Annotated in this window: 20 protein-coding genes; 15 read left to right on the top strand and 5 right to left on the bottom strand. The window is 69.7% G+C overall.

Going from position 1 to position 23,966, the window contains the following annotated elements; translation table 11 throughout:
* Positions 1-108 precede the first annotated feature (108 nt).
* The 4 genes from OG276_RS34820 to OG276_RS34835 all read left to right on the top strand — a co-directional run bounded on the left by OG276_RS34820 (position 109) and on the right by OG276_RS34835 (position 4,270).
* Positions 109-1,080 (top strand): endonuclease/exonuclease/phosphatase family protein, encoded by a 972-nt coding sequence (locus OG276_RS34820; protein WP_266913372.1) that lies wholly within the window; start codon positions 109-111, stop codon positions 1,078-1,080.
* A 50-nt stretch (positions 1,081-1,130) separates the two neighbouring features.
* Complete coding sequence (gene cseB, locus OG276_RS34825; protein WP_266911616.1) at positions 1,131-1,916, top strand: two-component system response regulator CseB; 786 nt, start codon at positions 1,131-1,133, stop codon at positions 1,914-1,916.
* Between the two features lie 15 nt (positions 1,917-1,931).
* On the top strand, positions 1,932-3,182 hold the full coding sequence (locus OG276_RS34830; RefSeq protein ID WP_266911618.1) for a HAMP domain-containing sensor histidine kinase: 1,251 nt from the start codon (positions 1,932-1,934) through the stop codon (positions 3,180-3,182).
* A 122-nt stretch (positions 3,183-3,304) separates the two neighbouring features.
* Positions 3,305-4,270, top strand: coding sequence for a D-alanyl-D-alanine carboxypeptidase family protein (locus tag OG276_RS34835; RefSeq protein WP_266911620.1), 966 nt, complete (start codon positions 3,305-3,307; stop codon positions 4,268-4,270).
* Between the two features lie 363 nt (positions 4,271-4,633).
* Here OG276_RS34835 and OG276_RS34840 read toward each other — a convergent pair whose 3' ends face one another.
* Both OG276_RS34840 and OG276_RS34845 read right to left on the bottom strand, forming a co-directional pair.
* Positions 4,634-5,830, bottom strand: a complete 1,197-nt coding sequence (locus OG276_RS34840; RefSeq protein WP_266911622.1) for a PP2C family protein-serine/threonine phosphatase — start codon at positions 5,828-5,830, stop codon at positions 4,634-4,636.
* Positions 5,827-7,419, bottom strand: a complete 1,593-nt coding sequence (locus OG276_RS34845; RefSeq protein ID WP_266911624.1) for an ATP-binding protein — start codon at positions 7,417-7,419, stop codon at positions 5,827-5,829. The genes OG276_RS34840 and OG276_RS34845 overlap by 4 nt, the downstream gene beginning before the upstream one ends.
* 120 nt (positions 7,420-7,539) lie before the next feature.
* Between OG276_RS34845 and OG276_RS34850 the strand changes: the two genes are divergently transcribed.
* Positions 7,540-8,313, top strand: coding sequence for a response regulator (locus tag OG276_RS34850; RefSeq protein WP_266911626.1), 774 nt, complete (start codon positions 7,540-7,542; stop codon positions 8,311-8,313).
* Between the two features lie 136 nt (positions 8,314-8,449).
* Here the strand turns inward: OG276_RS34850 and OG276_RS34855 are convergent, their stop codons facing one another.
* Both OG276_RS34855 and OG276_RS34860 read right to left on the bottom strand, forming a co-directional pair.
* On the bottom strand, positions 8,450-8,959 hold the full coding sequence (locus OG276_RS34855; RefSeq protein WP_266911628.1) for a DUF4383 domain-containing protein: 510 nt from the start codon (positions 8,957-8,959) through the stop codon (positions 8,450-8,452).
* Between the two features lie 277 nt (positions 8,960-9,236).
* Complete coding sequence (locus tag OG276_RS34860) at positions 9,237-10,469, bottom strand: pre-peptidase C-terminal domain-containing protein (RefSeq protein WP_266911630.1); 1,233 nt, start codon at positions 10,467-10,469, stop codon at positions 9,237-9,239.
* A 558-nt stretch (positions 10,470-11,027) separates the two neighbouring features.
* Here OG276_RS34860 and OG276_RS34865 point away from each other — a divergent pair.
* The 6 genes from OG276_RS34865 (at position 11,028) to OG276_RS34890 (ending at position 17,385) form a co-directional block, all read left to right on the top strand.
* On the top strand, positions 11,028-11,981 hold the full coding sequence (locus OG276_RS34865; protein WP_266911632.1) for an ABC transporter substrate-binding protein: 954 nt from the start codon (positions 11,028-11,030) through the stop codon (positions 11,979-11,981).
* A gap of 2 nt (positions 11,982-11,983) precedes the next feature.
* The gene (locus OG276_RS34870; protein WP_266911634.1) at positions 11,984-12,946 is read left to right on the top strand and encodes an amino acid ABC transporter permease; all 963 of its coding nucleotides are present in this window, start codon (positions 11,984-11,986) and stop codon (positions 12,944-12,946) included.
* A gap of 8 nt (positions 12,947-12,954) precedes the next feature.
* On the top strand, positions 12,955-13,707 hold the full coding sequence (locus OG276_RS34875) for an amino acid ABC transporter ATP-binding protein (protein WP_266913374.1): 753 nt from the start codon (positions 12,955-12,957) through the stop codon (positions 13,705-13,707).
* A complete protein-coding gene (locus tag OG276_RS34880; protein ID WP_266911636.1) occupies positions 13,704-14,918 on the top strand; it encodes a M20 family metallopeptidase in 1,215 nt (404 codons plus the stop codon). The genes OG276_RS34875 and OG276_RS34880 overlap by 4 nt, the downstream gene beginning before the upstream one ends.
* Positions 14,919-15,088: 170 nt before the next feature.
* On the top strand, positions 15,089-16,378 hold the full coding sequence (locus tag OG276_RS34885) for a cyanophycinase (protein ID WP_266911638.1): 1,290 nt from the start codon (positions 15,089-15,091) through the stop codon (positions 16,376-16,378).
* A 137-nt stretch (positions 16,379-16,515) separates the two neighbouring features.
* Entirely contained in the window at positions 16,516-17,385 is an 870-nt protein-coding gene (locus OG276_RS34890; protein WP_266911640.1) for a MurR/RpiR family transcriptional regulator, read from the top strand.
* Positions 17,386-17,447: 62 nt separating this feature from the next.
* On the opposite strand, the gene OG276_RS34895 is transcribed toward OG276_RS34890, so the two are convergent.
* Positions 17,448-18,770 carry a glycosyltransferase gene (locus OG276_RS34895; RefSeq protein WP_266911642.1) on the bottom strand — a complete coding sequence of 441 codons (1,323 nt, stop codon included), beginning with the start codon at positions 18,768-18,770 and terminating at the stop codon, positions 17,448-17,450.
* A 157-nt stretch (positions 18,771-18,927) separates the two neighbouring features.
* Between OG276_RS34895 and OG276_RS34900 the strand changes: the two genes are divergently transcribed.
* The 4 genes from OG276_RS34900 to OG276_RS34915 all read left to right on the top strand — a co-directional run bounded on the left by OG276_RS34900 (position 18,928) and on the right by OG276_RS34915 (position 23,958).
* Positions 18,928-20,967, top strand: coding sequence for a glycosyltransferase (locus OG276_RS34900; protein ID WP_266911644.1), 2,040 nt, complete (start codon positions 18,928-18,930; stop codon positions 20,965-20,967).
* Positions 20,968-21,177: 210 nt separating this feature from the next.
* Positions 21,178-21,609: an SRPBCC family protein gene (locus OG276_RS34905; protein ID WP_323182392.1), complete on the top strand. Its 432-nt coding sequence runs from the start codon at positions 21,178-21,180 to the stop codon at positions 21,607-21,609.
* Between the two features lie 164 nt (positions 21,610-21,773).
* Entirely contained in the window at positions 21,774-22,352 is a 579-nt protein-coding gene (locus OG276_RS34910) for a fasciclin domain-containing protein (protein WP_266911647.1), read from the top strand.
* Between the two features lie 100 nt (positions 22,353-22,452).
* Positions 22,453-23,958: a cryptochrome/photolyase family protein gene (locus OG276_RS34915; RefSeq protein WP_266911649.1), complete on the top strand. Its 1,506-nt coding sequence runs from the start codon at positions 22,453-22,455 to the stop codon at positions 23,956-23,958.
* Positions 23,959-23,966 lie beyond the last annotated feature (8 nt).

Consider the following 23,966-nt stretch of genomic DNA (forward strand, 5'->3'; position numbering starts at 1 on the left):
GAAGTGTGACGGCGCGAATCTGTGGCGGTACCCGATCCCCGGTGTACGTGATGCCGGGAGGCCGTTGTCGTGCTGAGCACTTCGAACCGTACCGGGCCCACTGTCGAGGTGGGGTCCGGCGCCGGGCCACGGGGCGCCGAAGGGGCTCGTGGGCGCCGTAGCGCCAGGGGCCGACGAGGGTGGCTGGTCGCCGCCGCCGCGCTGTGCGGGGCCCTGGTCATGGCGCTGCACGCCCACGTCCCGAACGGGTTCGGGAACCTGGGTAGTTTGTTCCAGACGTTCCTGCCCTGGGCCGGGCTGAGCGTCCCCGCGCTGCTGGCGCTGGCGGCGGTGAGACGTTCACGGCTCGCGGCGGTCGCCGTACTGGCGCCCGCGGTCGTCTGGGTCTCCCTCTTCGGCGGGATGCTCACCGACAAGCGCGCCGCGGGCGGGGACCTCACCGTGGTCAGCCACAACGTCGACGAGGAGAATCCCGACCCCCTGCGCACCGCGCAGGCCCTCGCCGGGTCGGGCGCGGACGTGCTCGCGCTGGAGGAGCTGTCCACGAAGGCGACGCCCGTGTACGAGCGTGAGCTGGCCGCCCGCTACCCGTACCACTCGGTGCACCTGGGCGTCGGGTTGTGGAGCAAGTACCCGCTGCACGGCGTGGAGCCGGTGCCGATCATGCCCTGGACACGCGCCGTACGGGCCACGGTCGACACCCCGAGCGGGCCCGTCGCCGTGTTCGCCGCCCACCTCGCCTCGGTACGGGTGACCCCGAGCGCCGGTTTCACCACCGCGCGCCGCAACGAGTCGGCCGGGAAGCTGGCCGAGGCCGTACGGGCCGAGGTGCTGCCCCGGGTCGTCGTGATGGGCGACTTCAACGGGACGGCCGAGGACTCGGCACTGGGGCCGGTGACCGCACCGCTCCGCTCGGCGCAGCGGGAGGCCGGGGCCGGCTTCGGATTCACCTGGCCCGCCTCGTTCCCGATGGTCCGCATCGACCAGATCCTGGTGAAGGGGGTGAGCCCGGTCTCCTCGTGGACCCTGCCGGCCACCGGCAGCGACCACCTGCCCGTCGCTGCCTCCGTCCGGCTGTGACCGGGGCCGCACGGTCCACGCACTGACTACGATGGCCGGAATGTATGTCCATGTATGAGCGAGTAGGTGGCGTGTTGGAAACCCGGGTCCCCGACCCCGTACCCGTCCCAGTCAACGTACTCGTCGTCGAGGACGACGCCACCATCCGCCGCGCTGTCCAGCTGTCCCTGGAGCGCTACGGCTACCAGGTCGCGGTGGCCGCGGACGGACTCGGCGGCCTGGAGGCGTTCCGGGCCGGCGGGCACGATCTGCTGATCCTGGATGTGATGCTGCCGGAACTGGACGGCATCGGGCTGTGCCGCCGGATCCGCGAGGAGAGCCTGGTCCCGGTCCTGATGATGTCCGCGCGCGGTGACGCCCTGGACGTGGTCGCAGGGCTGGAGGCGGGCGCCGACGACTACGTCGTCAAACCCGTCGACACCTCCGTCCTCGTCGCCCGCATCCGTACGCTGCTGCGCCGCGCGACCTTCCGGCCGGCCGAGCCCGAGGCGGGTTCGGCGGAGTCGGAGGCCCCCTCCGCTGACGCCCAATCTCCCGCGAAGGCCGCCCGGGTACTGGCCTTCGGCGACCTGACCGTTGACACGCTCGGCCTGGAGGTGCGCCGGGGCGGGCGGGCCGTCCCGCTGACCCCCACCGAGCTGCGCCTGCTGTTGGAGTTCGCCGCGGCTCCCGGCGCCGTGCTGGACCGCCGCAGGCTGCTGCGCGACGTCTGGGACTACGGCTGGGAGGGCGACACCCGGGTCGTGGACCTGTGCGTGCTGCGGCTGCGCAAGAAGATCGGCGCCGACCGGATCGAGACCGTCCGCGGCTTCGGCTACAAGCTCGTCCGCACCTGAGGGGCCGGTCGGCACATGGCATTCCTCAACCCGCGCGCCCTGCGCTGGAAGATCGCCGCGCTGACCGCGGCCGCCTGCTGCGCGGTGGCCGCGGTGATCGGCGTACTCGTCCACCAGGCGATGGCCGAACGCGGCGAGCGCACCGGCCACGACCGCATCGCAGCCCGGATGGCCGCCGCGGAACGCGAGTACACCCGCACGGGCACGGCGCCGCTCGACGTCGAGGTCCTGACACCGGGGCAACTCGCCGAGCCGCTCGCGAGGGCGCTGGCCGGCAAGGACAAGAACGGCCTGTACGCGACCTGGTACGACCGCAAACCCCCCAACTGGTACTGGCTGTGGGCGGCCATGCCCGTCGAGGGTGATCGGGTGCTGGTCGCCCGGACGGACATGAGTGCCGAGGTGCGCGGCCTCCAGCTCCTGGACCGCAGCATCATCAAGGCCGTGCTGGCCGCCCTCCTGGTCGTCGTGCCGCTCGCCGCCCTGGCCACCGAGCCGATGAACCGCAGGCTGCGCCGTGGCTCTCGTACCGCCAGGGCCATCGCCGCCGGCGACCTCGACGCCCGGATCGGCCCCGGCGGCCGGGCCCGGGACGAGATCACCGAGATGTCGGCCGCCATGGACGAGATGGCCGCGGCCCTGCAGCTGAAACTGGAGGGCGAGCGGCGTTTCACGGCGGACGTCGCGCACGAACTGCGCACCCCGCTGATGGGCCTCTCCACCGCCGCCGGGCTGCTTCCGGAGGACGACGAGGTGGCCGGACTCGTACGCGACCGGGCCCGGGCCCTGAACGGGCTGGTCGAGGACCTCCTGGAGATCTCCCGGCTCGACGCCGGGGGCGAACAGGCCCGGACCGATGCGGTGCCGCTGGGCGAGCTGGTCGCCGATGTCGTCCGCCGGACGCAGACGCCGACCGTCGTCACGGTCGGGGCCGCCCACGTCGTCGAGACCGACCCGCGCAGGGTGGAACGGATCGTGGTCAACCTCGTGACCAACGCGCACCGCCACGGAGCGGCCCCCGTCGAGGTCACCGTGACCGGCGCACGGATGGTCGTAAGGGACCACGGCCCGGGGTTCCCCGCCGCGCTGCTCGACGAGGGCCCGCAGCGTTTCCGTACGGGATCGGCCGAGCGGGGTCGCGGGCACGGTCTCGGGCTCACCATCGCGCTCGGGCAGGCCGGCGTCCTCGGGGCCCGGCTGACGTTCGCGAACGCCCCGGACGGGGGCGCGGTCGCCACCCTCGACCTGCCTCTCGGACCGGACTGAAACAGAACCGCAACAGGACCTCATGGCGGCGGAAGCAGGGGCGCACCGGTCCGGAAGCACGTCTCCTCGAAGGTGAATTCGGGTGCGGGAACCGCACTCGTTTCCTTCTGGAGGTGCCCCTCATGTCCGCCACCCGCCGCCGCTCCGGCTTGCGCAGGTCGCTCGTCCTCTCGCTGTCCGCCGCCGTCCTGGTGACCGGTGCGGGCACCTGGTACGCCTTCGGCGGCAACGAGTACCCCAGCCCGAAGGCTGCCCTCGTGACCTCCCTGGCCAGGTCGATGGACCTGCCGTGGCCGACGGAAGGCCAGGCGAGCGCGGAGGTCGAGGGGATCGGCAGCCTCGGCACCAAGGGCGAGCAGACGCCGGTACCGATCGCCAGCGTCACCAAGGTCATGACCGCTTACGTGATCCTCGCCGGCCACCCGATGCCCGGCGACGCACCCGGCGCGAAAGTGATCGCCGACCAGCAAGCCGCCGACGAATCGTTCTCCGCGACCGAGTCGACCGCTCCCGTCGTGGCCGGGCACGAATACACCCAACGCCAGCTCCTGGAACTCCTGATGCTGCCCTCCGGCAACAACGTCGCCAGGCTCCTGGCCCGCTGGGACGCGGGCGGCCAGGAAGAGTTCGCCAGGAAGATGAACAAGGCCGCCGCGGAACTCGGTATGGACCGCACCACCTACACCGGGGCCTCCGGTATCGAGTCCAGCACGAAGAGCACAGCGGCCGATCAGCTGAAGCTGGCCCGCGCCGTCATGAAGAACGAGGCCTTCCGTCAGATCGTGGCCACGCCCGCCGTCACGGCCCCCGGCGTCGGCGTGCAGATACACAACAGCAACAAGCTTCTCGGGCAGGACGGGGTCATCGGGTTGAAGACCGGCTCCTCCACCCCGGCCGGCGGCAACCTCATGTGGGCCGCCACCCAGGAGGTGGCGGGCGTCCCCCGCCTCATCCTCGGAGTCGTCCTCCACCAGCGGGCCGACACCAACCCCACCGCCGGCATGGCCGCCGCCTTCGACTCCAGCCGCACCCTGATCACCGCCATCCGCGCCGCCCTCCCGCAGGCCCTCGCGGCACAGACGCCGTAGACCTGACCTGACCTGACCTGACCTGACCTGACCTGACCTGACCTGACCTGACCTGACCTGGCGCAGCCGCAGCCGCCCGCGCTGGACCGGCCGCGCTGCGGGCGTCGAACAGCGGTATATGCCCGTTTTGGCTCGTCGACTGGATTGCCGACCGTACGGAGATCCGACCCTGTGGCGGGCGGCAAGACGATCACGGTGTTCATTCCGCTCCCTGTTGCCGCCTGAACCCAGTGCTTCCTCGCTGGCGGATGACTCGAACGGACATCCGTCGACCGGGTGCCATGGCGCCCGGTACGGAGCCGGTGCGCGAGGTGGTGGCCGACTTGAGGCGGCGTGAGCCGCCCCGCCGAGGCGGGGCGGGCCTCAGCCTCGGGACCCCCAGCCGAGGCGGAGTACAGCGAGGTCGTCGGTGTGTCTTCCGGCGTTGAGCGCTCTGGTCTGGCGGATGAGGCTGTCCAGGTGCGCCGCGGGGTCCGCGGACGGTGTGGTGTTGATCAGGGGCAGGAGCCCCTCGATGCCGAGCCGGCCGTCGGCGTCGCCGTTGTGCCCTTCGGTGAGGCCGTCGGTGTAGAGGGTGAGCGCTCCGCTCTCCGGGAGTGGAATGAGCGTGGCGGGCCAATCGCGGTGGCCGGGCATGATGCCGAGCGCGATTCCGTGCGCGGCGGTCACCTCCCGGGTCCCCTCCGCGGTGGTGAGGAGCGGTTCGTGGTGCCCGGCCAGGTGGAGGGTGGCGGTGGCGGCCTTCTGGTCGAGAGTGAGGAGCGTGCAGGTGGCGAACAGCGGCTGGTCGCCGCGCTCCGCCACCAGCAGGCGCTCCATCAGGTGCAGCAGATCGGTGCCGCGGTGGCCGGCCAGGACGAGCGAGCGCCAGGCGATGCGCAGGCAGACGCCGAGGGCCGCGGCATCGGGACCGTGGCCGCTGACGTCGCCGACCACGGCGTGCAGCAGCCCTCCGTCGCCCTCGACGACGTCAAGGAAGTCGCCGCCGAGCAGAGCCTGTTCGACGCCGGGCAGGTAGCGGGTGGTCACCACGACGGCCGAGGTCTCGAGGAGGGGCCGGGGCAGCAGGCCCCGTTCCAGACGGGCGTTCTCCTCGGCGCGCAGTCGGGCCGACTGGGCTTCGGCTGACGCGCGTTCGGTGTGGCTGCGGTAGACGGCGTAGCGGACGGTGCGGCGCAGCAGGTCGGCTTCGACCTTGCCCTTGACGAGGTAGTCCTGGGCACCGGCGGCCATCGCCTCGGAGCCCGCCTGTTTCTCGGACAGGCCGGTCAGCACGATCACCGCGGTGTGCGGGGCCATGGCGCGGACGGTGGTGACGGCGTCGGTGCCGGACACGTCGGGCAGGTGCAGGTCGAGGAGGATGCAGTCGACGGTGCGGGCCGCGAGAGCCGAGTGGGCGTCGGCCAGCGAGGTGCTCGTGGTGAGCTCGAAGCGCAGCTCGGTGTCGTGGAGGAGCTCCTCGACGAGCAGGGCGTCGGCCTCGTCGTCCTCTATGAGGAGGATGCGGTAGACCGGTTCGGTCACGGCCAGGCCGCCGGTGTGGGGGAGGGGCGCGGTCACGGCGCCGGCTCCACGCCGGCCCGGGTCGCTTCCGCGATGGCCGACGGGGCCGGGGGCGGTTCGGGCGCGAGGGTGAAGGTGATGCGCGTCCCGTCCCGGTACTCCGGGTCGACGGCGATGGTACCGCCGTGGAACTCGACGATCTTCTTGCACATCGCCAGGCCGATTCCGCTGCCGGGATAGACGTCCTTGGTGTGGAGCCGCTGGAAGATCACGAACACCTTGTCGGCATACTCGGGTTCGATCCCGATGCCGTTGTCGGTCACCGTGAACCGCCACAGCTCCCCTTCCCGGACCGCGCCGACACGGATCTCCGGTGCCAGGTCCGGGCGGCGGAACTTCACCGCGTTGCCGATCAGGTTCTGCCAGAGCATGCCCATCTGGGTGGGATCGGCGACCAGGGAAGGCAGCGGATCGTGCGTGATCGATGCGCCCGACTCCTCGACGCCGAGGCTCAGGGCGGACAGGGCCCGTTCCATGACCGCTTCGAGGTCGACCTTCTCGGGATTGTGGTGGACGCGGCCCACCCGGGAGAAGTCGAGGAGGTCGTTGATCAGGGTCTGCATCCGGTTGGCGCCGTCGACGGCTATGGCGATGTACTGGTCCGCCTTGGCGTCGAGCTGCCCTCCGTAGCGCCGCTGGAGCAGCTGCGTGAAGCTGGAGACCTTGCGCAGCGGCTCTTGCAGGTCGTGGGAGGCCACGTACGCGAACTGCTCCAGCTCGGCGTTGGAACGCTGGAGGTCGGCGGTCTGGGTGTCCAGGCGCCGCCGGGCCTCCTCGCTGAAGGCCAGCTCGCGCACGAGCTGACGGCGCATGAAGTCGATCTCGCCGCTCAGTCGCCGCAGGTCCGCCGGACCGGCCGAGCTGATGGGGTGGTCGAAGTCACCTCCGGCGACGGTGCGGGCGTCCGCCCCCAGCTGCTCCAGCGGCCGGTTGATCCCGCGGCGCAGGCCTTCGAAGACGAGGACGGCCATGAGGGCGACCACGGCCGCGATCGTCGCGAACAGCCAGTTCCGCAGCCTCATGGTGGCGGCGAGATCGGCTCGGGTCCGGTCCCGCTCCGCGAGCAACTGTTCCTGCTGGCCGGCCATGGCCTGACGCAGGGCGTCGAACGACGTCTTGGCCTCCGCGGCGCGTGCGGTGGCCAGGGGTGAGGGTGCCCCGGACGGCGAGGCGGCGATCGGACGGGCGATCCTCTCCTGCCATGTGGAGACCGCGTCCTGGAGCGCCTTCAGGTCCGCGAGCGCGCGGCCGTCGCCGTCCAGGAGCCGCGCGAGTTCCACGGCGTACACGTCCTGATCGGTGAGCCCCTGCTGATAGGGCTGGAGGAACTCCGGGGTCCCGGTGAGGCCGTAGCCGCGGATGCCGGTCTCCTGGTTGAGGAGGGCCGATTCCAGGCGGAAGGAAGTGGTCAGCGCGGGCACCCGCACGTCCACGAGTTCCTCGCTGATCGATGCCGTCCGCCCCAGCACCCACGCCCCGGTCACACCGAGCAGGGCCAGCACCGTCAGCGAAGCGGCGACCCCGACGCGGAGCCACCGCCGGGTCGTCCACGCGGAGGACCTCCGCGCACCCGACGGTGTCAACATGCCGGTCATCCTCTGATTCCCCTCCCGAGACAGCCGCCTTGAACAGGGCGCAGCGCACACTGTAGAGGGCCTTGACAACAATTGTTGTCGCACGCCGGATCAGGGCCTAGGGTTCGGGGTATGCCCGGCACCAACTTCCACCTGCGGACCACCCCGAAGGAGACGGCCGCCGTCGCCGACGCGGCCGTGGCCGACCTCACCCGTCGCCTGGCGCTCGGTCTGCAGAAGGACCTCTCGGATCCTGCGGCGGACGACCGCGCGCAGGCCCTGGTACGCCTGCATGTACTCGACCACCTTCAGCGGGCCGTGGAACGACTGCAGCGCGGAGCGGCCACGGACGCCGCGCGTGCGGGAGCCGGATACCCCCAAATCGGCCGCGCATGCGGCGTGACCCGTCAGGGAGCCCGCCGCCGCTGGCCCGGGCTCTTCAACCACACCGACGATGCACCCACGGAGCAGATGACGATGAACGACCCCGCCCGACCGTTCGATGTGCTGCTGGTGGAAGACGACATCGCGGACGCCATGCTCATCGAGGAGGCGCTCTCCGAGCGCGGGGCCCGCAATCTCGTCCAGGCCACAGACGGTGTCGCGGCCCTGGAGCACCTGCGCGACCCCGACAGTCCGCGCCCCGACCTCATCGTGCTCGACCTGAACATGCCCCGCATGAACGGCCGCGACCTGCTGCGCATCCTGAAGAACGACGCCGACCTCCGGACCATCCCCGTCGTCGTCCTCACCACCTCCTCCGCACCCGACGACGTCGTCGGCGCCTACACCAGCCACGCCAACGCGTACGTGACCAAGCCGGTCAACCTGGAGGAGTTCGAGCAGGCCGTCCAGAGCATCGATGCCTTCTATCTGGACACCGCCACGCGCCCGCACCGCGCCTGACCGGCCGCATCGCCTGATGTCGCGCCGTCCAGGAACCGCAGGAGCTCGGTGGTATCGGCTCTGGCGCTGGATCGCCGCGAAGGTGTACCCGGTCGACGGCCGGGTCGCCCCGCCGGCCGCCGGCCGCCGTACGCGGTCAGTCGACAGCGATGGCCCGGCTGGCCTGGGGATCCCGGCCGCCTTCATGCCGGGGATGACGGCGCTGCCAGTACGGATTGTCGTGGGGGAGCTTGCTGGAGACGCGGCCGTACATCCCGAAGGTCATGACGATCAAGCCCATGACGAAGCTGAACATCACGTTCGTCATGCCGAATCCCAGGATGTTGGCGCCTTTGTCGAGGATGAAGATGTGCGCGAACCCACTGAGCAGGAACAGCGCTCCCACCGTGATGTTGAGGGTGGAGGCGAAGTTGCCGCCGATGACGGCGCCTGCGGCGAGCGCGAGCCCGACGACGACGGAGATGACGCTCAGGGTGGTGTTGGTGGTCAGGCCCGCGATCGTCTCGCCTTGCGTGTCGAAGGGGCGGAGGGCATCGGCGAAGCCGAGCACGCCGAACGCGATCAGGGTCAGCCCGCAGAGAAGGGCGCCATAGCGGTAGACGGTTGCCAGCCTGTGATCGACTGAGAGTTCGTCGCTCAGCTTCATCCGGGCTCCTCAGCTGGTGTGGACGGGATGCTTCACTTCTCGAAGGCTCCTTCGGATCGTTTCGGGTGAGCGACACCTCCGGCGAGGTGGCCGGTCCAGCCGAACGTATCCGCAGCCCGAGTCGACGGGCGACTTGCACCGTTTATGCACAATTTCGGGGTCGCGCCTTCCCCGCCTTCTGGTGTGGCGGAGCCGATGTGCAGAGCCGCCCACCACGGGCTCGGGCAGGCGGCGGATGCCGGAACCGGAGAGGGAAGGCTCCGGCACCCGCCATGTCTCAGCTCTTCGTCAGGGTGCAGGTGTACGGAGAGCTGCCCGAGCTTTGGTATGCGTCGAGCTCGAGGTAGTAGGTGCCGCTTCCGGCGGCGGTTCGGGTGAAGGTGAGGGACTCGTCCATGCCCACTCCATCGTTCACGGACCGGTCGATGGTGCTCCCGCCCGAGTCGAGCAGGTAGAGGTCGGCGTCATAGGCTCCGTCCGGAATGGTGCACTGGATGGCGACCCGCTCGCCGGCCGAGAAGGAGACGCGGAAGTAGTCGCGATCGGTGGTCGACTTCATGCTGCCGGTGAGTGAGGCGGGGTAGGTCAGGGCGCCGGCGTCGTCAGCGGTGGCGCGGGTGTCGTTCGTTTCGGTTTCCGCCAGGGTGTTCGCGCCTCCGGGTGGGGTGCAGCCGGTCTGCGGTGTGCCGGTGTACAGGTTGGGGTCGGCGACTCCGTTCGTGACGCTGCGGAGGTAGTAGCCGCAGGTGGGGCGGTTCCTGAAGTCGTAGGTCTGCCCGGGTCCCAGGCGCCAGATCTTGTAGTTCGAGAAGGTCAGGGGCTTGCCGGACGCAGCCTGCTCCGGCTGGTGGTCGCCCAGGACGACGTAGGCCTCCTTGCCGTAGAGGGTGGCTGTTCCGTTCTTGTCGAGGAGCAGTGAGCTGCCTTCTTCGACTCCTACGCCCCAGGCTTTGCCTCCGGAGGTCCGGCCGTCCTTGATGGCGCGGGCGACGAAGGCCATGGTGCGGCCCATCCGGTCGCGGGTGGTGAAGTGGGAGTCGTTGATGACGCCGCCGTAGTTCGCCCAGTCGAACATGCCGGTGGTGAAGGTGATGTAGCTGTCGTACGGGTTGGCGAGGGCTTCCGCGCTGGTGACGCTGCCCTTGCAGGCGTCGTAGACGACGGGGCTGTTGATGTGGTGGCCGGCGCTGCCGCCGCCCGAGCCGCCGCCCTTGGCCACGACGGACTCGACGGACGCCTCCAGCGCGCTGCCCTTCCAGGCGGCGTAGCGGCACTGGTCGCCGCCGGCGAAGTAGACGAACTCGGCGTTGCGGATATCGGTGTTGACCTGGCTGTTGTTGCCGTCCGCGGCGGCGGTCAGGGTCCAGGTCGTACAGGAGTTGACGCCGGGTAGCGCCATCGCGGCATCGCATTCGGGGGTGGTGCTGCCCGAGGTGGGGGCGGAGCCGGCCAGGACGACGACGTCCAGGCTTCCGGTGCCGCCGCGGACGGCGTCGATGGCAGCGGACATGGAGCCAGGGATGATCTTGCCGTCGCCGTTCATGGTGAAGGCAGGGCCCTGCCATGACGTGCGGCTGACGTCCGAGCCGCTGCCCAAGCGGACCCGTGTGGCGGCAGCCTGCGCGCTGGAGGTCGAAGTGAGCGTGGCGGCAAGTGTGAGCAGTGCTACGGCAGTCGAGGCCGGCGAGGCGTGCCTGAACCGTGTGCCCATGGCTTCTCCAAGGGGTGGGGGAGGGGTTGGTGAATCTGCAGGGGGCAGGGCGTGGCGACGCCCTGAGCGGCGCTTGTGGGAGGTGCGCCGTCCTGTAGGGGGATGCAGTAGCGGAACTTACAAGCCGAGCCGAATGAACGGTAGATGTAGAGCGTGAATCACCCTTCCCTTCGGAGGAGTGGGTGATTTGGTCAGTTCAACGGCCCGCGCTGCGTGGTCTCGTGGCAGAAGGGGTGCCCGTTACCGCAATGTAAGGAGCGATACATCTAGCCATCAGGCGAGCGATTCTGTAATTTCCGTGTTGTAGTCGACGGCGAACACCCCGTCGGCCCCGAAGACCGGAGAGGCATACGCCTGATGAACACCCGTCTGTCCCGAAACCTGATCACGGCGCTGACGGCCGCGACCGCGCTGGCCACGCTCACTTCTTGTTCGGACCCCGCTGCCGACACCGCCGAGGCCACCGGCGGACAGCCGGCCACCATCGCCGGGGTAGCGGTCACGAAGGACACTGCGCTGCACGAGGCACTGCCCGACGCGATCAAGAAGGCGGGCACCGTCCGCGTGGCCACGGACGTGCCGTACGCGCCGTTCGAGATGTTCGTGGCCGAGGGCAAGCCGGAGCTCACCGGCCTCGACTACGACCTGGGGCAGGCGCTGGGGGCCAAGCTGGGTGTGACGTTCGCCTTCGCGCCCCAGAAGTTCGACGGGATCGTGCCGGCCATCCAGGCCGGAAAGTTCGACGCGGCGATGTCGGCGATGACGGACAACAAGGAGCGCCAGGCGGTCGTCGACTTCGTCGACTACTCGGTCTCCGGTTCCGGGATCATGGTGGTCAAGGGCAACCCCGAGAAGATCACCACCCTCGACGACCTGTGCGGCAAGAAGGTTGCGGTGCAGGCGGCGACCAATCAGCTCGACCTCCTCAAGGAACACCAGGCCAAGTGCAAGGCCGACGGTAAGAGCGAGATCGACATCCAGACCTTCCCCAAGGACTCCGACGCGCAGCTCGCCCTGCGCTCCGGCAAGGTCGTCGCCCAGGTGCAGACCAAGCCCGCCGCGGGCTGGACCGCCAAGACCGCCGACGGTGGCAATGCCTTCCAGGTCGTGGATGACCCGGCCGCATCGGGCGGCTACGGGGCCTCGCCGAACGGCATCGCGGTCTCCAAGAAGCTGCCCCGGCTCAGCGACGCGATCCACAAGGCCTTGCAGGCTCTGATCGACGACGGAACCGTCACCAAGATCTTCGACAAGTACGGTGTCGCATCCATCGCCGTCAAGGAGGCCACCAAGAACGCGGCGGTGGACTAGAAATGACGACCACCACAGCCCCGGCGGACATCGACCGCCCGGCCCCCGAGCAGCTCACCGTCGTGCCGCTGCGCCATTACGGCCGCTGGATCGCCGCTGTTGCGGCCATCACCGCACTCGTCGGTGTCGCCGGATCACTGGCGAAGAACGGCAATCTCCACTGGGAGATCATCGGCCGCTTCCTCTTCGCCGACCTGATCTTCTCCGGACTCGTCACCACCCTGTGGCTCACCGTGGCCGCCATGGCCCTCGGACTCGTCCTCGGCACGCTGGTCGCAGTGATGCGGCTGTCGTCCAACCCGGTTCTCTACGGCATGTCCTCACTGTTCGTCTGGTTCTTCCGCGGCACCCCCCTGCTGGTCCAGATCATCTTCTGGGGATACGCCGCCGCCCTCTACCAGTACGTGAAGATCGGCATCCCGTTCACCAGCGTCACCTTCTTCCAGGTCGAGACGAACTCCCTCCTCACCCCGGCCATCGCAGCCCTGCTGGCCCTCGGCCTCAACGAGGCCGCGTACGCCTCGGAGATCGTCCGGGCCGGCATCCAGTCGGTGGACCCCGGCCAAACCGAAGCGGCGCACTCCCTCGGCATGCGGCCCGCCCAGACCATGCGCAGGATCGTGCTGCCCCAGGCCATGCGGGTGATCATCCCGCCGATGGGCAACGAGACGATCAACATGCTGAAGATGACCGCCCTGGTGTCGATCATCTCGGCGCACGACCTGATGTCCAACATCCAGGACGTGTACGCGCAGAACTACCAGGTCATCCCCATGCTCGTCGTCGCCAGCCTCTGGTACCTGGGACTGGTCACCCTGCTCGGCATCCCGCAGGCATGGCTGGAGCGCCGCTACGGCCGCGGCTCCGACCGCGGCGGCCACATCTCACCTCTCCGCCGCATGTTCGCCGGCGCACCGGCCGAGCCCGCCCGCACGAAGAAGAACACCAAGGAGGCGGCCGCGTGAACGTTCCCATGGTCCGCGCCCAAGGCGTGCGCAAGCACTTCGGGAAACTCGAAGTCCTCAAAGGCATCGACCTGACCGTCGAACGCGGCCAGGTGTGCTGCCTGCTGGGCCCCTCCGGCTCAGGCAAGTCGACGTTCCTGCGCTGCATCAACCACCTCGACCGCGTCGACGGCGGGAAGCTCGCGGTCGACGGCGATCTGGTCGGCTACCGCCAGAGCGGATCGCGGCTCCACGAACTGCGCGAGAAGGAAGTCGCCGCGAGGCGACGCGACATCGGCATGGTCTTCCAGCGCTTCAACCTCTTCCCGCACATGACCGCGCTGGACAACGTCATGGAAGCCCCCGTCAACGTCTGCAAGACCGCCACGTCGCAGGCCAGGGACGAGGCCCACCATCTGCTGGAACAGGTGGGCCTCGGGGACCGGGCCGGCCACTACCCGGCCCAGCTCTCAGGCGGGCAGCAGCAGCGCGTCGCCATCGCGCGAGCCCTGGCGATGAAACCCAAACTCATGCTCTTCGACGAACCCACCTCCGCCCTCGACCCGGAATTGGTCGGAGACGTCCTGGACGTGATGCGCCGGCTCGCGGCAGACGGCATGACCATGGTCGTGGTCACCCACGAGATCGGCTTTGCCCGCGAGGTCGGTGACACCGCCGTCTTCATGGACGACGGCGTCGTCGTCGAATCCGGTGACCCGCGCCAGGTCCTTGTCGAACCCCGAGAGGAACGCACCCGCGCGTTCCTCTCGAAGGTCCTGTGACCGCCCCCTCACGGGAGCAGCTGCACACCAACACGCTGCTTCCGTACGCCGAAGCGCGCCTGGAAGGCTACCTCGCCGACCTCGCCGGCCTGGTCGCCATCGACTCGGGCTCCTACAGCCCGGCCGGCGTGAACCGGATGGCCGACTGGACCCAGAACCGGCTCATGCGGCTCGGATTCGACGTGGAGCGCGTCGCTCCCGACCCCACCCACGGGCACCCCGTCGGCGATGTGATCCTCGCCCGCAAGCTGGGCGACCTTCCGGTCGAGCAGGGCGGACGGTGCCTCCTGCTCGTCGCGCACCTCGACACCGTCTTCGACGACGGAACCGCCGCAGCGAGGCCTTTCCACCTCGACGGCCACACGGCGCGCGGCCCCGGTGTCAGCGATGACAAGGCCGGCCTGCTGGCCGGAATCACCGCTCTCGAGATCCTGGAAGAGACTCGGGCAGGGCAGTACGCCGAACTCGTCTTCCTCGCCACCCCGGACGAGGAGATCGGCTCGCCGGCGAGCCGCCCCGTGACCGAAGCAGCGGCCCGTGGAGTCCACTACGCGCTGGCCCTGGAGTGTGCCCGGGAGAACGGCGACCTGGTCATCGCCCGCAAAGGTGTCGCCGACTTCCGGGTGAGCGTCACCGGCCGGGCAGCGCACGCCGGCATCGAGCCGGAGCGCGGAGCGAACGCCGCCTTGACCGCCGCCCACCTGGTCGTGGCCCTGCAGTCCCTCAACGGCCACTGGGACGACGTCACCGTCAACGTCGGTGTCGTACGGGCCGGCAGCCGCACCAACATCGTCTGCCCGGAAGCCGAGCTGCGCGTCGAGGTCCGCTCGGCCACCGCCGCCGGACTCGCAGCGGCCCACCGTGCGATCGAGTCCGCAGCCGCACGGCCCGCCGTCTCCGGCACCACGGCGACCGTCGAGCAGCTGGACCTGTGCCCGCCCATGGAGGACACACCCGCCTCACGCCGCATGTTCGACCAGGCCAGACGCATAGCCGCAGGCTTGGGAATCAGCCTGTCGGGCGCGGCGACCGGGGGCGTCGGGGACGCCAACTTCATCGCGGGTCTCGGCGTGCCCACCCTGGACGGCCTCGGCCCGGTCGGCGGCGCCGACCACGCCCCGGAGGAATGGCTGGACACCTCCACCGTCCCGGCCCGCGTCGCTCTCCTGGCCTCCCTGATCGCCGACCTCGGCGACAGCCGCACCGGCTGACACCCCCCGACGTCCCGTACCGGTTTGATCGCGCCATTGCCCGGTACGGGACCCAGCCCCGGCAGCCCCTCCCACCACGCACCGGGCTGCCGGCCCGCGCCGGGACCGCAGCAGCCACCCGCCGCTGCGGTCCCGGCCACCACCCGATCCCACCTACTGGAGGCATCCCCATGCCCGTCCCGACCGGAGCCCGCCGTACCGCACTGGCGGGCAGCACCGCTCTCCTTCTCGGACTCACCCTCGCCCCGGCCGCCCACGCCCACACCGCCGCGCCGGCCGGCGGCCGCGGCTCGCTCGTCCTGATCGGCGGCGGCCTCAAAGCCGACAACACGCAGGTCTACGGCGAGATCATCAAGCGCGCAGGTGGAGCAAAAGCGCGCATCGGTGTCCTCACCGCCGCCTCGATCCCCGCCAGCCAGGACCCCGAGGCGGGCGACCCGGAGAACTGCAGCAACTCCGCCTGCAACGGCGCCTACTACGCCGGACTCTTCAAGCACCACGGTGCCGCCGACGCCCAGTGGATCCCCATCGACCTCGACCACATCACCAATGCCGACTCCGACGAGGTCGTGCGGCAGGTCAACTCCATGACCGGCTTCTTCTTCGGCGGCGGCGACCAGTTCCGCTACGTCACCACCCTGCTCCACGGCTCCGCACACACCGACTCGAAGGTGCTCGCCGCCATGAGGGCGAAGCTCGCCGCCGGGGCGGTCGTATCCGGATCCAGCGCCGGAGCGCAGATCGCGGCCGGAGCCGACATGGTCACCGGAGGAGACTCCTACGAAGGACTGCGCGACGGCAGCAGCCCGGGCTACTTCGAGGACCCGGCCCGGCTCGGATACCTCCCCGAAGGCGGCTTCGGCTTCCTCCGCTCAGGACTCATCGACACCCACACCGGTACGAACGGACGCGAAGGCAGGGCCCTGCGACTCGCCGCCGACACGGGACACGACCGCGTGTACGCACTGGAAGAGAACACCGCACTCGTCGTCGACGATCCCAGCACCCCCCGCGAGCGACTGCGCGTCCTGGGCCCGCAAGGCGTCGCCATCCTCGACCTCCGGCAAGCCCGAACCCACAAGAACCCACAGGCCGGATGGGCCCTGACAGGCGCCCGCTACACCTACCTCTCCAACGGCGACCGCTACGACCCCCACCGCTGGCACATCCAGCCCGCCAGCGGCAAGCGGCCCCTGATACCGCTGACAGCCTCACCGATACCCGCCAACTCGGACGTCTTCTACTCCCCGGCCAACCCCGCGGGCGTCCCCTACTCCTTCCTGAACACCGCCCGCGCCCTGGCCACCACGACCCAGCGCACCACCACGGCCGGCACCTTCGAGAGCGGCCCCCGATTCACCGTCACCTTCACCAAGCAACCCGGATTCACCGCCTGGACCAGCGACGGCGCAACCGCGCACACCGTCACCGGCCTGCGGATAGCCGTCGCTCCGGAGTGACTCTGCCCTGACGCACTCCGGTCGACAGGGGCCGGCCGGAATCCTGCGGTGCCGGCCGGCCTCACCTGCTCACGCTCGACACTAAGCTCGACCTCGACCCACCCCAGCACCCACGCATACGAAGGAAGACCCAGCGCATGGCCCCTGGCACGCTCGCCGACGAGATCCGCCTCAAGCTGGGCGACGCCAGCCCTGCCGAACGCAAGGTCGCACGCGTGCTACTCGCCGGCTATCCCGCAGCCGGTTTCGAAACCATGGCCGTCCTCGCGGAACGCGCCGCCGTCAGTACCCCGACCGTCCTGCGCTTCATCAACCGGCTCGGCTACCGCGGCTTCCCCGATTTCCAGACCGCTCTCCGCGCGGAGCTCGACGAACGCAACGCCTCTCCCCTCTCCCTCTACGAGGCAACCGACTACGGCCGCAGCCAAGGCGGAATCGAGGACCTCTCCCTCCTCCAGCGCGGTAGCAACGTCTTCAGCGCCGCTGTGGCCCAGACCCTCGCCGAACTGCCCCCGCACGATCTCGAACACGCGATCGCACTGCTCTCCGACGGTAAACGCCGCATCACCCTGGCCGGCGGTCGGTTCACGAACCTCTTCGCCCAATACCTCGGTCTGCACCTCATGCAGGTACGCGACGACGTCCGCTTCCTGCCGGACCGGGACGTCGAACGGACCGCGCAGCTCGCAGCGGTGAACCGACGTGATGTCTTCGTCCTGTTCGACTACCGGCGCTACGAGCCGGACAAGGTCTCCATGGCCGAACTCGTCCAGGAACAGGGCGGCAAGGTCATCCTGTTCACCGACGTATGGCTTTCACCCGCGGCCCCCCACGCACAGGTGGTCCTGCCGAGCCAGGTCGCCGCACCCTCCCCCTACGACAGCCTCGTCCCCACCCTCGCCATCATCGAAACCGTCGTCGCCGGCGTGCTCACCGCCCTCGGTGAAGGCGCCCGCCAGCGGATGCAGCACGGAGAGGACACCGCCCGCCGGATGGGTCTGTACTGAATTCCACAATCCTCCGGCCAACTCGTCCTGGCCTCCTCGTCCGTCTCCGGGCCGGGGGAGGTTCAGGTCATCACATGGATCAGTCTGCTGGCCGCTTGCGCGGGGCCGCGTGAGCGCACGTGCCGGCACAGTTCATCGAGGGCGTGCCGGGGTGCGTCCAGGAGCGTGGCGACGGCACGGCCCGCCCTGCCAGCGTCCAACCCGTTCGGGTCGAGACACAGGGCCGCCCCCGCCCTTTCGGCATCGTGAGCGATGGAGAACTGGTCGCTGGAGAAGGGGAGGAGGAGAGCGGGCACGCCGGCGGCCAGGCACTCGGTGAAGGAGTTGTTGCCGCCGTGGTGGACCATCGCATCCACTCGTGCAAGCAGCGCTTGCTGCGGTACGGTCGCCGCGACCGAGACCCGAGGGCCGGCCAGGGAGGCCAGCGCACCAGCACGGTCCCCGGCGGCGAGGATCACCGAGGTGTCCTCGCACTCGGCCAGGATCCCCCGGGCCACTGCCTCCAGTACGTCATGCCGGGCCGAGAGGAATGTTCCCAGCGCCACCAGCACCACACGTCGGCCCCCCTGCCTCAGCCTGCGCAGTTCGGACTCCCAGAAGGGACCGGGCCCTGCCGGTTCGGCGCGAGTGAAGTGCCCGCTGAAAACGTACTCCGGGCCTTCGGGGCGCGGGGGGAGCCAGTCCAGGCGCGGATAGTGCAGAACCACTGCTCGGGGCGAACAGAGCGAGAACGCCCTCCTCGGTACCGGCCGGTGCGGTGCGTGAAGGGAGATGAACCGTGCGAAGAGCGCGGTGAAGGAGCGGTCGTTCACCAGTGCTTCCCGGCGCAGCGCGTTCAGCCCGGCGGCCGCCGGCCTTACAGCGTGCGGCCACGCATACGGCACTCCGAACAGCGCGTCCGGCGCGGCCGGCAGATAACTGGGATGCCCCGGGCAGAACGTCGCGTACGGCAGGTCCAGGCAGTGCAGCGCGAGGGTGACGGAGTAACTCAGCTGGTCCACCACGTACCAGTCCGCCGGCCGCCGGGCGTGCAGTGACCGCAGGTCCTCCAGCACCCGCGCTGGTTCGGCGAGCATGTCGACCCTGCGATGGCGGGCCTGAACCAGCAGCGCGGGAACAGCCCCGGCGAGCGTGGCATCGAGGAACTCCTCCAAGCGCCGCGACTCGGCTTGACCCTGCACAGTGCTCCGGGCGATTCCGGTGTTCGCGTTGCGCGTGACCGTCAGCGGGGTGAAATCCACCCCCGCTGCTTCAGCCAGAGGTGCGAACGCTTCGGCGCAGGCGAAAGTGACCTCCGCCCCCGCTGTACGGAGCTCTCCCGCCAGCACGGACAGCGGGGCCGCGTGCGAGTGGAACGGTGGAGCGATCACGGTGACACGCGGCACGAAGGCCTCACTTCCGGCAGAGGACTGTCCTGCCCTCTTCGGTCGGAGGCGCGCATCCGGAGGCAGCACGGTGGCTGGTTGCCCCCTCCTTCGCATCCAAAGCCGTGAACGCGGCGGAATCAGCGGTGACCATCCGCCCGAGCGAGAGCAGCGCCCCATGGACGCAACCACCCCGCAGGAAGGGCCCGACCCCTTTGTCGTGGCCCGACAGGGCTTCTGGGACACCGAAGAAGCGCCGCGGACACCCGCGACATTCGGAACACTGGCCTCCTTCCTCAACGCCGAGTACCGCCCGTGGCACGACGACCATCCGGCGGACCCCCTGCCAGATCCCGGCGACAGGAAGACGGCCCTCCTGCGTCGCACCCTGCGCCTGTGTGGGTCCGTCGACCCCGAAGAACTCCTGGCCGCCACCCTGAACGCGGACCAGCGGCTGCGCAGCACCGTCACGGAAGCCTGGCCGCTGTCGCTACGTCGTCACGGAACCGAGTCCGTCCGCCGCACACTCACCCGGGAAATCCTGGACTGTACCGACCCCGAAACCTTGGCTCACCTGATCGACCTGGCCACCGCGGGTCGGCTCCACATCATGGATGCAGCCGGGTGGGCTTCCCTCGCCCGACGAAGCCCCTTGAACAACAGGCCGGCCAGATTGGCCCTGTGGCGCCACCTCGCGCTCCAACCCCCGTGTCGGCATCTGCTCCCGAAGCCCGATACCGCGACCGAGGCCTACGAACGGCTGCTCCTCACGGCCGCCACAGGCGAGCGCCTCGTCGAACCTCCTGCGCTGCCGCACGCAGCCGGCCTGCTCGTGGTTCAGTCGATGCTGCTCGGTGAGATGGACACCCCGGGAGAGGGGAGCAGCGGAGGTCTCGGAGTCCTCCTCGCGGGCCTGGGCGATGCGCTCGCGCGGACGGAGCGCATCGATGCCGTCATCACCCTCGTGACGAAGGATGCGCGTGAGCTCCTGGCCGAGCCCACCCTCCTGCGAGGTCGGGGACCGGGACACTGGACGCTCAGCTTGCCCACTGACCCACACGCCACTACCACTCCAGGGATGGGACCAGTGGGCGACGCAAGTGCGCTCACCTGGTGGACGCGCATGCTCCTCGAAGGGCTCGGAAGGCGGCCCGACCTTGTCCATGTCAGGTACGCCGACGACAGATCCCTGGCAGTCGCCGAAGCAGCGCGCGAGCTCGGCACCCGACTGGTCTTCACCGCGACACCCGACCCGCACCGCCGTGTCAGCGAGCGGCACGCCGGACGAACGGTCACCGGCGACACCCCAATGGAGGACCTGCGCCAAGACCTGCACCGCGTCTTCGCGGCCGACAGGCTCGTGGATCGCGCCGACGCCGTCATCGGCATCCCGGGCCGCGGCGGAACAGCCGAGTTGGTCCGCTACCTTCCCCAACTCGCAGCCGTACGCGGTGGTCGAGGACCGATCGCGCCACCGGAGGGGATCACCGCCTATCAGCCCGCCGTCCACGAACCCCAGAGATGCGAGCGCCTGCTGGAAAGGCTCTTCGAGACCGCACTGCCCGCAGCGCTCGAAGCTGACGAGCGCGGACAGCCCATCCTGCTCACCGTGGGGCGCCTTCACCCGCTCAAACAGCAGCACGTGTTGGTGCAGGCATGGATCGAGTCCGGACTGCATCTCCGCTCGACGCTCGTGCTCGTGGGCGGATCCCCTCGCGCGGATCGGGCGGATTCGGGAGAGCGCCAAGTGCGGAAGGCGATCGCCGATCTCGTAGCGGCGACCCCGGCGGCGTCTGCGCGGCTGGCCATGGTGGCAGCGATGCCCAACACCGAAGTCCGCCGTCTGGAGCGGGCGCTGGCCCGCTCTGGAACTAGGGGCCGGGCCTACTACGTCTGCCCGAGCGCGAAGGAGGAGTTCGGCATCGCCGTGCTCGAAGCCATGGATGCGGGCCTGCCGGTCGCAGCCACGAGCCGTGGCGGAATTCCTCACTATGTGGAGGACATGGTCAACGGTCTACTCCTGGATACCTCTTCGTCCAAGGGCTTGACTGAGGGGCTGGAGGCACTGCTGTCCCTGAAGCCTGCGGTTCTCGACGCCATGGCGCGCCGGGCTCGGGCAACGGTTCGTGCGAGCTACTCGATCGACGCCGCGGCGTCCGCCTTCGCCTCCGTCTACGCCGAATTGCCCGGCATCAACACCGCCGTTCCCAAGACATGACCGCTCCGGTTCCGAGGGAAGCCGCGGAGGTCGTACATGTATCACTCAGCGGACGTGCCCCACAGCTCTCCGTGACGTCGCGCTCCCCAGGATGCAACCATCCGAGCCGGATGCATCCGGTGCCGGACCGCGGAGCGAAGAGTAGATGCAGTCTCGAAACGCTCCGGCAGAGACGGAGGCGGGAGAAAGGGGCGAAAGACAGTGATCACGGTGCAGCGCAGTTTCATCGTCGGAGTTCCGCTCGAAGACCTTGTCGCCTACCTTGCGGACTTCGGCCATGCCCAGGACTGGGACCCGGGCACCGTACGGTGCGTCCGGACCGGCGAAGGGCCGGTGCGGCCCGGGGCCACCTGGCACAACACCTCTCGTTTCCGCGGGCGGACCACTGATCTGGTCTACGTCCTGGAATCCCGCGAGACGCACCAGCTCGTTTTCGCGGGGACGAACAAGACCGTGGTCGCCAGGGACGTCATGAAGTTCGAGCCCCGATCGGCCACCGAAACCCGGCTCACCTACACCGCCTCCCTGCGGTTCAAGGGCCTTGCCAGAGTCGCCGAACCCTTCCTGCGCTCGGAGTTCGAGGCGCTCGCGGACAAGGTCGCGGAGCGACTGCCCATCGCGGCCGAGGCCCGACACGGGTGACGGACCCCCCCCATCCGTGCCGCTTCCGAGCGATGAAGATCCCGCGGGCTCCTGGACCAATCGGTCCTGTCCCCGGTGACGAACCCATAGTGAAGGCGCTCTGCGCCGCGAGGCGCCGCCCCAGCGAACGACAGAGCGCGAAGATCCCTTCGGAGGAGGAAGCCATGGCTATCCAAAACGTCCGCCGCACCGCCGCACTCGCGGCAGCAGCGTTCGCTCTCCCCCTGGTTCTGGGCGTGGCAACCCCGGTATTCGCCGACTCCCAGCAGGCGGACCCGTACGGGCCGGCCTGCGCATCGGTCCCCAAGGAGGGCTCCGGCAGCCTCGCCGGCATGGCCAAGGACCCCGTGGCCACCGCGGCGTCCAACAACCCGGCCCTGTCGACGCTGGTCACGGCCGTCAAGAAGGCCGGCCTGGTCGACACCCTGAACAACGCCGAGGGCATCACCGTGTTCGCTCCGACCAACGAGGCGTTCGCGAAGATCCCGAATGCCGACCTGGACAAGATCCTGGCCGACAAGGCGGAACTGACCAAGATCCTCACCTACCACGTGGTGGGCGAGAAGATCACACCGAACCAGCTCGCCAAGGGCTCCTTCAAGACCCTCGAGGGCGGTTCCCTGACGACTGCCGGATCCGGAGAGAGCTTCACCGTCAACGGCACGGCGAAGATCGTCTGTGGCGACGTCCAGACCGCCAACGCCACGGTCAACATCATCGACACCGTCCTCACGCCGATGTGACCCGACTGCCTGCGAAGAGGACGGTGAGCGTGAGCGTACGAAGGTGTGGATCGGTCGCGTCGTTCGCCGTCGGCATGGTCCGAGTTGGTTGGATGCGGGCATGAGTTCAGTGCACTGGCTGTTCGGAGACCAGCTCGGCCCGCACTTCACCGCCACCGCCGGCGGCGGGACGCCGAGGAACGTCCGGTGGCTGCTGATCGAATCCCGCGCCGTTCTGCGGCGGCGCCGGTTCCACCGGGCCAAGGCCCATCTCGTGCTCAGCGCCATGCGCCACCGGGCCGCGGACCTGGGTGAGCGAGCCCAGTACGTCAGGGCGGAGACCTACCGGGAAGGGCTGATGCAGGCCGTCGGTGACGCACCGGTCTCCGTCCACCACCCCACGTCCCGTGCCGCCCTCGCCCTGGTGACCTCGCTCCCGCAGGTCACCGTCCACCCGGCCCGCGGCTTTCTGGTCGGACACCGGGAGTTCGCCGACTGGGCCGCGCGGCAGCAGGGCCGGCGGCTCCTGCAGGAAAACCTCTACCAGCACACCCGACGCACCCACGACATCCTCATGGAGGGAGACGGGCCGGCGGGCGGGCGGTGGAACTTGGACCACGACAACCGCGAGCCACCGCCCCGCGGCCGGACCACGCTCGGCGCGCCGCCTCCGTACCGGCCCCGGGAGGACGAGATCGACGAAGGAGTCCGGCGGGACCTGGACCGCTGGGAGCGGGAGGAGGGCATCACCTTCGTGGGGCGCGACGGCCCCCGCCTCTTCCCCGCGAGCCGCCGCGAGGCCCTGGCCGCGCTCGACCACTTCGTCACCCACCGGCTCGCCGACTTCGGCGCGCACGAGGACGCCATGCTGGCCGCCGACCCCGTGATGAGCCACAGTCTGCTGTCCTCCTCCCTCAACCTCGGCCTGCTCGACCCGTGGGAGTGCGTGAGCCGGGCGGAGGAGGCCTTCAGGGCCGGGCTGGTACCGCTCAACAGCGCCGAGGGCTTCATCCGGCAGGTGTGCGGCTGGCGCGAGTACGTGTGGAACCTCTACTGGCACCTCGGCGAGGACTACCGGCACCGCAACGAACTGCGCCACACCACACCGGTCCCGGCATGGTTCGCCGAGCTGGATGCGGACGCGGTGGGGGCCCGCTGCCTGTCTACGGTGCTGGCGCAGGTTCGGGATACGGGGTGGACGCACCACATCCCCCGCTTGATGGTCCTCGGCAGCCACGCCCTGCAGCGGGGCTGGGACCCGGCTGAGGTGACGGACTGGTTCCACCGGTGCTTCGTGGACGGCTACGACTGGGTGATGCTGCCCAATGTGGTGGGCATGTCCCAGTACGCGGACGGCGGGCTGATGACCACCAAGCCCTACACCTCGGGCGGCGCCTACATCCACCGGATGAGCGACCTGTGCGAGGGCTGCCGGTACAGGCCCACGGACCGCAGTGGCGAACGGGCCTGTCCCTTCACCGTCGGCTACTGGTCCTTTCTGAATCGGCATCGCGCAAGGCTGGAGGGCAATCCCCGCATGGCCCGAGCCGTGAAGGGCCTGGACCGGCTCGGCGACGTCGAGCAGGTGATCCGGGCGCACCGCGCCGTCGGCGACACACCCCCCTGAGCCGATCT

The sequence above is a fragment of the Streptomyces sp. NBC_00086 genome (assembly GCF_026343255.1).
GTDB lineage: Bacteria > Actinomycetota > Actinomycetes > Streptomycetales > Streptomycetaceae > Streptomyces.